The organism is Trichocoleus sp. FACHB-90 (assembly GCF_014695505.1).
In the GTDB taxonomy this organism is placed as follows: domain Bacteria; phylum Cyanobacteriota; class Cyanobacteriia; order Cyanobacteriales; family FACHB-T130; genus Funiculus; species Funiculus sociatus.
In genome coordinates this window covers 1-11140 of sequence record NZ_JACJOK010000074.1, presented here as the reverse complement: position 1 = coordinate 11140, position 11140 = coordinate 1, and the positions used below count along the sequence as shown (strand labels likewise).

The following is an 11140-nucleotide window of genomic DNA, read 5'->3' as shown; positions in this document are numbered from 1 at the left end:
AAGTTAATTATTCGGCAGAGCTATGGTTTTAAGAGCTTTGAATCTTTACGAGAGAAGCTGCTAGCTTGCTTATTTAAATAAAATTTACTTATACCCATAAGTACAGGAGAGCCGCAAAGTGTTTGCTGACAAAGGCTATGTCTCCCAAAAGTTGGCAAAACAACTGCTCCATACCGCAGGCATTCAACTCATTACTAAGCTCAAGCGCAACATGAAACAACGATTGATGTCCTTCAACGACCGTTTGATGCTTCGCAAGCGCTCGATTATTGAAACCATCATCGACCAGTTGAAAAATATCTCTCAAATTGAGCATTCGCGCCATCGTTCTCCGGTCAATTGCTTTGTCAATATTCTTGGCGGTTTGATTGCCTATTGCCATCAGCCAAAGAAGCCGTCCATTGCGATCAACCACAATTTGCAGCTTCCCGCTTAACCCGAACTCAGGTTAAAAGTAAGCTCTTCTCGATAATTCAAAGAGTTTGTGCAATTGACATCCATTGCAGTTAGCCATGCCTATCTACCTGTTGTGTTAGTTATTGTCAAGGAAAGATACAACCTCCCTAAAACTCAAATCATTCAATGTCTTAGCAAACGGGCGATCGCTTTTACCAATTCATCAGGTTCGACAGGCTTCGAGATGTGCATCCCAAATCCGGCAGCTAAGGCTTGCTGTTGGTTGATTTCTCCGGCATAGGCAGTAAGTGCGATCGCAGGAATCAGCCCTCCCTGTTCAGGGGACCACTTTCTAATTTGCCGAATCAGGGCATAACCATCCATGTCTGGCATCCCAATGTCACATAACAGCAGATCGGGGACAGATTCATTCAGGAGAGTCAACGCCTGTGTAGCCGAAGTGGCTGTCGTAACTTGTGCGCCAGATTGCATTAGGGTGAATGCTGCCAACTCCCGCATATCTGCATCATCGTCCACAACCAAGACCTGAATACCTGCTAAGTCTGTCGCACTTTCTGGGTGTCTGCGATCGTCCGAGGGTTTCGGCTCTACGATGTTTAACGGTAGCCGGATGGTAAATGTAGCCCCTAAGTTCTGTCCTAAGCTGTCTGCTTGAACGGTTCCTCCGTGCAGTTCGGTAAAATGGCGGACGATCGCCAGCCCCAATCCCAATCCGCCAAATTTTCGGGTCGTTGTGCCATCTTCTTGACGGAAGTAGTCAAACACATAGGGTAAGAACTCTGGACTGATGCCTTTTCCAGTATCTTTGACTTGAATCTGAGCATAGGTGCCAACCTGGTCTAGCCGCACCTCGATTCGTCCTCCGGCTGGGGTGAACTTCACGGCATTGGAGAGGAGGTTCCAGACTACCTGTTGGAGGCGATTTGTATCGCCTGAAACCGTTCCTGAAATAGGATTAAATGTGGTCTGGATTTCAATGTGTTTGGCTTCGGCTGCCAGTCGTACCGTTTCCAGGGCAGCTTCAATCATTGCCGCTAGATTCACAGGAGCGACGTTTAACGTCATTTTTCCTTGCAGAATGCGCGAGACATCCAACAAGTCCTCAATTAATTGGGCTTGCAGCTTGGCGTTGCGTTCGATCGTTTCCAGGGCTTGCTGGGTTTTTGTGGCATCTAGTCGCCCAGTTCTTAGCAATTTCGTCCAACCCAGAATCGGATTGAGGGGCGATCGCAACTCGTGGGACAATACGGCTAAAAATTCGTCTTTAATCCGGTTAGCGGCTTCTGCTTTTGCCCGATCGCGTTGAGCTAACCGATATAACTTAGCATTGTCGATCGCCAAAGAAGCACGACGCGCCAATTCCTCTGCCAGTTGCAAATCTGCTGAGGTATACCGCCGTCCAGATTCGGCACAGATAAAGGAAATGACCCCTAGAATTCGTGCCTGAGTTCGTAGGGGCACCGTCATTACAGAGCTGAATCCAACCTGCCGCAGAATCTCTAAATGCTCTGAATCACGCGCTGCTTGTACCAACAGTTCATCGGGAATCTCCGGCACTAAATCAGGTTGTCCAGTTCGCAATGTGTATGCAGCACCGCGAGGGTCATCCGGGTTCAGAGGATACTTGTCTCTAATCTGATATGCCCATGAAAGCTTGGCAGGGTCAATGTGAGCAACCGCAATCTGCTCGATCGCACCATCCTCTTCTATCATGTGAACCGTACACCAGTCCGCTAATTCCGGCACTGTAAGCTGCGCGACTCGCTCCAAAGTTGTTTGATAATCCAGTGAGGATGCAAGCACCGCACTTGCCTCAGAAAGAAAGCGTTGGGCAAGTTCTAACTGCACCCGTTCCGTCACATCTACCACATACACGAGAATGCCTTCGACCTGACCGTTTGAGTTAACAGTTGGAAGATAGTAAACGTTGTAGTAACCGGGACGGCGATCGCTGCGTCCGGGAACATTCACTGCAAAGTTGGGTGAAATGAAAGGATTCCCTGTGGCGTAAATCTGATGGAAGACTTCAACTAATTTGGGATCGGACTGACCAAAAATATCTGGAATTGAATAGCCTAAGTGTTGCTCGCGGGTTAATCCATTAATTTCTGCTAATGCTTCGTTGATGGCAATAAATCGCTGCTGGGCATCTAGCAGGGCAAGTCCAATCGGTGATGTTTCAAAGATGGTTTCCAGTTGGCCCTGTGCCACTTCCGCTTCGGACTGTGCAACGCGCTCGCGTTCTAACAGTTGTTCTCGTTCTTGTTCTGCTTGCTTGCGCTCCGTCACATTCAGCACCAGCGATAACACCGAAATCATCCGTCCCGATTCGTCCCTGAGACTGGAGTTATACCACTCGCAATGCACAACGTTGCGATCTTTCGTGTAATTGCGGTTGTATGAAAAAATATGGGGTTCTTCACCATAGACCAGCCGTTGGCAGACTTCAGTAACTGCTTCCAGGTCTTCCTCAAAGACAAAAGGTATCTCTGTTAAAGATTTGCCCAGAATTTCTTCGGCCCTCCAGCCCAAAATGCGCTCTGCACCAGCAGACCACCGAATGACTCGAAAGTCTCGATCCCATTCAACGACTGCCATAGGAGAGTTTTCAACATGGAAGTTGAGCTTTTGTAGGGCTTGACGCAACGTTTCTTCTGCTTGCTTGCGTTCTGTGATATCAATGACAACTCCGATCGACTGCTTGGGATTTCCCTGAGAATCATAAGTAAACTGTCCTCTGGCTTCGACCCAGTGAATCGAGCCATCTGACCAACGCAGGCGATATTCATGGTGAAACTCCTTCTTGTCAGCTATGGCTTGCTGAAATTTCGCCTCAGCTTCTGCTAAGTCATCGGGATGAACCCGACTTGCCCAAACTTCATAACTGGGTTCGCACTCATTCGGTTGAAGACCCAGCACCGTAAAGTGTCCTTCTGACCAAAGCAAAGCATCGGTCTGCATATCCCAGTCCCACGTTCCCATGCGTCCGACCTTCAGCGCGAGTTGCAGATGAGCTTCACTTTCTCGCAATTTCTCTTCTGCCCGCGATCGCTCCACGGCTAGCCAGGTTTTTTCAGCAATTCGCTCCATCACCGCCACATCTTCCTCCGTCCAGTGGCGAACAGAGACATGGTGCAACACCAACAATGCGACAAACCGTCCCTCTTTCACCAATGGAACACATAGCAGAGACTTGGTTTGGATTGCATCGTAGGCAGCAGCCCAAACTCCGGCAGTCCGAGGATCGCGATCGACATCATCTACGACGATAGTTTTGCCCTGCTTTAATTCAGCAATGAGTTCAGAGCCAAATGAATCCATGTGATGGCTACCGACGATGCTGATCGCACCATTGCAATAGTCTCGATCGACATTGACATATTCCTGAGTAGAATCAATTTCACCGTAGGTACAGCGAGTGACTTGGAAGTGCTGCCCTGTGGCACAAACCACCTGCCACATAATTTCCTTAGGGTCTTGAATGGCACGAATCGCGTCATTCAATTCGATCAGAAATTGCTGAATTTCTTCTTTCTGCTGGAGGTTATCGAGCAGTTGTTCAATTTGTTGCCTTGCCCGCACTTGGGCTGTCACGTCGATGTTATAAATCAACACGCCCTGAATGGTTCCTTCGGCATCCCGCCAAGCCGGACAGATGCAGTTGAAAAATCCCTCTTCCAACACACCATCGCCGTTCCGATCCCAGTAAACAGGCGACTCATTCCGAATAAATGTTTCTCCCGTCCGGTAAACGCGCTCAATGACATCAAAGTAAATTTGCCCCTCTAGTTCCGGGAAAACGTCCCGTATTGATTTCCCGATCATGTCTGGAGTGCGCCCAGTCCCTTGCAGATAGGTTGGATTGGCAAATTCATACACAAGATCGGAACCTTTAACAATGCTAATCATGGCAGGGAACTGCATCAGGATTTCATACAACCGCTGGCGTTCGCTTTCTGCTGACCGTCGGGCAGTTTGTTCTCGTTTTAAAAGGCGATCGCGCTCTGCTTCGATCTGTTTGCGTTCCGTGATCTCAACCGAAACGCCAATCATACGAACTCCTCGCCCCGTTGCATCCCGATAGACTTGTCCCTGACTGTTGAGCCAGCGCACAACTCCGTCCCGACTAATTACCCGGTACTCCTGCACGTAGGACTGTTCTCCCGCAATTGCCCCTTGAGCCGCTTGGAGCACCCGTTGTCGATCGTCTGGATGAATGAGCGCAAAAAAGCCTTCTCCTGTGCCTTCATGAAAACCCCAAACGTCTAGAGCATTAGCAGAACACACTACCTGATTGGTCGGCAAATCCATATCCCAGACCACCATCTGAGCCGCCGTTAATGCCAATCGCAGGCGTTCTTCGCTCTCTCGTAAGGCCTGTTCAACTTGTTTGTAATCCGTTACATCACGAGCAATACTCAGTAATGATGCAACAGAATCATCACTGGCAAATTCGGGGACAATACGCGCCTGATACCATCGAATACCATTTAGAGTCGGAAACTTAAATTCAATCGTCTGTTCCTGCCCGGTTCCAAAGGCTTGCCGAAAACTATCATGCCAAACACGATAGAGGTCTTCTGGCATTCCTAGTTCAACATTGGTCTTGCCAACAAATTGCTCTGATGGAATACCTGTTGCCAGTTCTACAGAAGGGCTGACATAAATATGGCGAAATTCTGTATCAACTCGGCTAATAATGTCTGGGGAATTTTCAGCCACCATTTTGAACTGTTGCTCTCGCTGCCGCAGTTCTGATTCCAAGCGTTTGCGCTCTGTTAAGTCGATCGAGAAGCCTACACCTAAATTGTTAGATCCTCCTAAATAGGCAGTCCCAATTAAAACGGGAACCCGGCTACCATCTTTACGAATGTATTCCTTCTCAAACGGCGCATGGCGACAAACTTGTTTCATCTGTGCCATTGCTTGTTGGTCTAAATGCCGAAACTCCGGTGGAGTAATCTCAAGGAAGTTTACCTCTCCCAATAAAACTTCTTCTCGCGTGTAACCTAAAGTGGCAAGCCAAGCGTCGTTGACTTCTAAAATATTGCCTTGAAAATCTCCGATGATGATGCCAATGAGATTTGCCTCAAATAAACTTCGTAGCCGCGATTCGCTTTCGCGTAAGGCTTGCTCTACAAGTTTGCGCTCGCTCACGTCTTTGAAGATAGCAACGGCTGCAACAATCTGCCCTTGGTTATCTAAAATCGGTGCTGAGTTGATGTTAATGAAAATGCGGCTACCATCATTTCGATGAATTTCTATCTCTTCGTTGGTGACGACCTCACCTGTTTTTAGCGATCGCACCAATGGATACTCATAAGGGGCATAGAGCTGACCATCTAAGCGAAAGATTTCACATGGAATAATTCGTGCATATTCCTCAAGCTCAAGCAACTGTTCGTAGCCATACCCAAGCAGTTGCTTGGTTTGTTCGTTCGCCAGAGCTAACTTACCGGATGCCGCATCAGCAATCATTACTCCAGCAGGCATTTGTCGTAAAACGGCTTCAAATCGGGCACGTTCAATTTCAAGCTCGTGCAACAAGCGTTCTCGTTCTGCCTCCGCTTGCTTGCGATCGGTCATATCTCGAAAATAAACGGCTACCCCTGTGGTCGAAGGATAGGCATTCGCCTCTAACCAACACTGGAGAGGTTCCCCAAATTCTTCCCAGGAAACAGGAACCTGTTGTGCCACTGCCCGATGTAGTTCCCGATCGGCAATTCCACCAACCAACTCAGGAAAAACCTCATTCCAAACGTGTTTTCCCAGTAGCTCTTCTGGCGTTTTGTGCAGGATTTTAGCCGCTGCCTGATTCACGTAAGTGTAGCGCCAGTCGCGATCGAAGGCGACAAAAGCATCCGTAATGCTTTCAAGAATCGTTGCCACCTGGCGCTCAGTTTCTTGGGCAGCGAGCAACTGTTCGCCTTCAAGAGTGCGGGCAAAGCGTTCAATGACTTCAGAGCGAGAAATTCCTCTCCTGTGAGCCTCTTTATCGAGCGATCGCCATGCTGTATTAGTCAGAGATACGCTGACTCGTTGTTTCATCTCCGAGTTCCAATTGCTAACAAACTTGCCTGTGGCGTCGCGCTTCATGAAGATTCATCCGTATACATACACGGTCTTCTCCATTGAACCTAAGTTACTCACTCAGGAGAATCTGCCTGAAGATAGATGCTTTAGTGATAGGGAAGACTATTCCTAAAGCAATTGTTCCCATACCCCTTGATAAACCGCTCCTCATGCAGAAGATTAAATACTGCATTACTACATTTGTCAGATAACAAATTATTTGTCGCTATCAACACATTAGTGTCGTTAATCCAAAAACCTTTCAAATCTTTTACAATAAGGGCGTTGGAAAAAATTGAAAGACCACACAGTTGGTTTCCGACAATTACTAATGTATCAAAAATAGCGTCTCCTGTTACACCATTTTTATCAGCCATTTGCTACCCTCGAACACTAGGAAATATCCGCAACTGATGGGGTCTAAGTATGTGTCTCCGCAGACTTATTTTGGATAACCAGTAATTCTACTTGCCACAGCTTAGCCAAGAAACATTTAAGCGCTTGTATCTTGTTTTAAAGGCAATTATTGAGTGTTATATACTGCCTACAACCAAGTAGTTGCGCTCGCACCCGTATCTCGACTATACCCCTCAAAGCTGCACTGCTTCGCTAGATCGTAAACTTCAAAATCTCATTATAAAAGCGTTTAACCCGCTTGAGAGCTAGCATAAAAGCGTAGGAATCCAGAAGTTGGCTTCCTACGCTTTTATAATTTATAAGCCTTCAAACCTTTTGCTGGCATGAGTTGCAAAAGTTTTATTCTTGATCACAAAATATGTTTCTTCGAGTATCTGTGTAACAACAACTTGGTCTTTAAGTAAGCCGGCGCGAAAAAAGCGAACTATATTAAGATAAGTAAATACAGAGAATACATCTACTGAGGTAAGTCAACATATGGGCGCTAGATTAAGGGTATTCCTCACTCAGAAGCAAGATAAAGCCCTCTTAGAACTGAGAACTGCGGATGTACCACAAAAAGTCAAAGACCGAGCAGAAGTAGTTAGGTTAAATGCACATGGCTGGTACGTTGAAAAAATAGCTGCTCATTTTAAGTGGACTTCACAAACAGTGAGAGAGGTTTTACATAAATGGCAAAACCTAGGCAGGTCAGGGCTTTGGGAATTGCCTGGTCGGGGGGGAAAACCGAAATGTCAAGAAGAAGACATAGAGTTTTTAGAAGAATGCCTCAAAAAAGAACCACGTACATACAACAGTCTTCAATTAGCCCAGAAATTAGAAAAAGAGCGTTCTATTAAATTAAGTCCCGACCGATTAAGGCGGGTACTAAAAAAAAGGGGATCATTTGGAAACGCACACGGAAAAGTCATAAAGGAAAACAAGATACCGTCATCCGGGAAATCAAGCAAGCCGACATAGATATGCTGGAATTAGCAGCGGCGACGGGAGAAATCGACTTAAAATATTTGGATGAATCAGGCTTTTGTGCATGGAGCGAGCCGAGTTATACGTATTATCAAATAGGTGAGCAAAAACGGCTCGAACAAACAAAGCGCCGCGGTCGGAGATTAAGTATTATCGGACTTCTTCAACAGGAAATCAGTTTTGTTTACGGTTTAGTAATTGGGGGTGTTGGTCGAAAAGCTTATATAAAAATGATGGAGAAAGAAGCTGAAGAAGCTGCTCAGATTGGACGACTAAGAGTAATCATACAAGACAATAGCCCAATACACCAATGTATGGAAGTCCAACAGTTATGGTCAAAGTGGGAACACATGGGTTTATACATCTTTTTCTTGCCCAAATATTGTTCCGAAATGAACCCAATTGAATTAGAGTGGCAACACCTTAAAAAAGATGAATTAGCAGGACAAATGTTTGAGGACGAGTTAGAGCTTGCCTACGCCGTAATTCATGGAGTAGAAGTTAGAGGAGAAAGAGGAAACTACCCTACACAACGGGTTAAATTTAACTCCAATCATGCTACTTAATGTTTCGTTACTTAACGATAATTTTTCCCGCCTACCTACTTACTCCTATCGAGGCTGTTAGCGTCATGTTCTTTATTAAAGCTTCGTTGAAATGCGCCACTGTTATGTACAAACTGCTGCAATTGCTAAGAAGTACCCATTGCTCGAAGCCCAAATTTATTATCAAGAAGTTTCAGTTTCAGAGTCGAGCTTCTCAGATGAAGTAGAAGATTGAACGTCAGCGCTCAGGTGAAATTCTTCAAGAACTCCACTTCTAGCCAACTCCTCAATCAGTGTTGAAATGCTACATCGCTCCGCTTTAGCTTTAGCTTCAAGCTTGCTCTTTCCGGTGGGAGTAATTGTCAGATTTAATCTTTCTTTTAGCTCATCGTAAATTAATCCTTTCCCCCGCTGGCACTGCTTTCCTTTATGACTTGGCTTTTTTCGGTGATCTGGTCTGATACTACTCTTTCTAATCCTTGCCATGTATCACTCCTGTTTATACGCACGAACCAAATTTCAAGATTTCTTCTCTAAAACCAGGCTAAAAGGCATTCTATAAGGATATTTTAAAAACTGCTATCGGTTCTAATCCTTGCCAGATATAAGCTTTGTTGATGTGCATAAATCGAGAATTGTCAGCCTTGTATAACTATAAAAGGCGCTTATAGAAGATTTTTGGCAAAACTAAAGTTTAATAACTTCAATTTTTGCAACCTTTGGTTGTTAGCTGTAGAGCCTTAATTAAGCATCTTAATTAAGTTTGTTATTAAACTAATTCACCCAAATGCTTTTATAGCGGGCTTTCTAGAAAACGGATTACCAAACAAACTATTAACCATTTATGGGAAGCTTGGTAATTTTGAGCATCACATAACGTTGCTCATCCATCAATTTTGTACAGTCCATTGTTACGTAAACAAGGCGTGCCGTATATCCTGACAACTCCTTTTTTCTTCTATATGAGCAGTAACAGTCTTGAAAGCGTATTAGCAAACCTGATTCATAGCCGGTGCTTTGTTAATGCGTATGAACCAAAACAATCACATGGAGTAAAAACATGAACAGTAGAACACCACTTTTTGGGATTCCAACGAATGTATTGGGTGCAGTTGATGCCTATAAACATCTTGACGATACCAAGGATTTTTCCTTAATTCAGAGTACCTTATTTCGCTTTACGATTCCCGCCCTTTCTGGGGTAGTACCTCAAGGAAGCCGGCTCACACCATCCGAGATTGCAAGCGTTCGTCAATTTCTGGCGACTCTGCCTCTTTCTCAACTCTCTGAGTTTCGAGAGGCGCCGGAAAAAACCTTTAAACTTCTCCAAACCCCAGCTAATAAACAGTCTCAGCCAAGAAGCTATCTAAACAAGTTTTTGAACTGGGTTGATGAGCAAAACTGGCTAATTACTGGGTCACTAAATGAAACCAGTGAAACGCAAGGCTACAGGTTTTACTTAAAAGGGAAGGGGGTAATGCAGCGTAAGAAACTAACTGACCGACCAGCCAATACACTAGATAAGTTTGCTCTAAGCTTTGATGTAGAAGATTACTTTCCTCAATCCAGTGAGGAAGAGGAGAGCATTAAGCAAGCCCTTGCCAAGATAGCTGGAGAAATTCAAGTCTTTGAGGATTGGATGATAGCACGTGGTTATAAAGATTCTAGCCGAAAAATTCGTCGCGAACACGCTAAAAAATTTTTAGGCTGGCTATACAGGGCACAACAAATTCCTCTGGAAAAGCTATCTCTCAGCTGCCTAATTCCAGTAATTAAACTGAAGTATTCAGTGCGTGATTTCGACACTTATGACAAGTATATCTATGCCAAAGGATTGGCAACAGAACAAGCCAAGGAAGTCGCTACAGAAACAGTAAACAAGTTGAAAGACTACTTCAAATGGCTAAATAATCAGCCAAGCCCTGGTACAAAGGCCATGTATGTTGAGGGAGTAATATCCTTAGCGAAATTGCTTTATCGCGATGAGACAGACCCGGATTATCATGCAGGGTGCATGGATGTTCCGATTGTAAAACGATTGAGAGTTTTCTGTAATAATCTGGAGAAGGAAAAACGCAGCTCTCGTCCGGCAGTACCTTATCACGAGAAAGCTATCACCTGGGAGCAAGTTTTATTAGCTTTAGAAAAACTCAGGATTGAAGCCAATCTTACCCATATTGACTCAAAGTCAAAAAGTGGGATTAGTAACCCAAAAAAGCGTTCTATGGGGGCTAGAGCTAACTCCTTGATGCGATTCCTAATTTTTGCTTTCTTCGTAGTGGTTCCTCCAGATCGAGGTCGGACATTTCGCGAACTCCGAATAGGCGAAACCTTCAAACACGGGATTTTTGAGGGGGATATTTTTATTCCGAAAGAGCGAATGCTCAATCCTTTGGAAGCCCGCTATTACATTCATTTCCTACCCGACGATTACAAAACTAGCGATGCGTATGGGGAGTGGATTGGCGAGCTTCCCAATACTCAATTTCCAGATGGTTCGTACTTTTACGATTATTTGAATCTCTGGCTTTACGATGAAGTCGTGAGCGTCCATCGACGCCATGAAATTACTTACAAAGGAATGAGAAGCGTTCTTCAGCCGGAAGATCATAAGCTGTTAAGCATTTAAATAGGGTATAATCTGAAAATAAATTTAGTCTAACAAGTGAAAGATGCCAGCGAAAAATTATCTCAATCGAGAGCAAGTAGAGAAACTACAAAAA

Annotated in this window: 5 protein-coding genes and 1 pseudogene; 3 read left to right on the top strand and 3 right to left on the bottom strand. The window is 45.0% G+C overall.

Annotated features, from left to right (window positions below):
• Nucleotides 1-115: 115 nt before the first annotated feature.
• Nucleotides 116-436 (top strand): annotated as a pseudogene (locus tag H6F74_RS22325) (transposase); the annotation flags it as partial.
• Between the two features lie 143 nt (nucleotides 437-579).
• Here the strand turns inward: H6F74_RS22325 and H6F74_RS22320 are convergent.
• A complete protein-coding gene (locus H6F74_RS22320; protein ID WP_190444360.1) occupies nucleotides 580-6513 on the bottom strand; it encodes a PAS domain S-box protein in 5934 nt (1977 codons plus the stop codon).
• Between the two features lie 83 nt (nucleotides 6514-6596).
• Nucleotides 6597-6866, bottom strand: coding sequence for a hypothetical protein (locus H6F74_RS22315; protein ID WP_190444359.1), 270 nt, complete (start codon nucleotides 6864-6866; stop codon nucleotides 6597-6599).
• A 517-nt stretch (nucleotides 6867-7383) separates the two neighbouring features.
• On the opposite strand from H6F74_RS22315, the gene H6F74_RS22310 reads away from it, so the two are divergent.
• A protein-coding gene (locus H6F74_RS22310; protein ID WP_242022303.1) for an IS630 family transposase occupies nucleotides 7384-8438 on the top strand; the annotation gives its coding sequence in 2 pieces (ribosomal slippage) (nucleotides 7384-7776 and nucleotides 7779-8438; 1053 coding nt in all).
• Between the two features lie 162 nt (nucleotides 8439-8600).
• Here the strand turns inward: H6F74_RS22310 and H6F74_RS22305 are convergent.
• Nucleotides 8601-8903: a hypothetical protein gene (locus tag H6F74_RS22305; protein WP_190444358.1), complete on the bottom strand. Its 303-nt coding sequence runs from the start codon at nucleotides 8901-8903 to the stop codon at nucleotides 8601-8603.
• Nucleotides 8904-9477: 574 nt separating this feature from the next.
• On the opposite strand from H6F74_RS22305, the gene H6F74_RS22300 reads away from it, so the two are divergent.
• On the top strand, nucleotides 9478-11046 hold the full coding sequence (locus tag H6F74_RS22300) for a hypothetical protein (RefSeq protein WP_190444357.1): 1569 nt from the start codon (nucleotides 9478-9480) through the stop codon (nucleotides 11044-11046).
• Nucleotides 11047-11140: the final 94 nt, after the last annotated feature.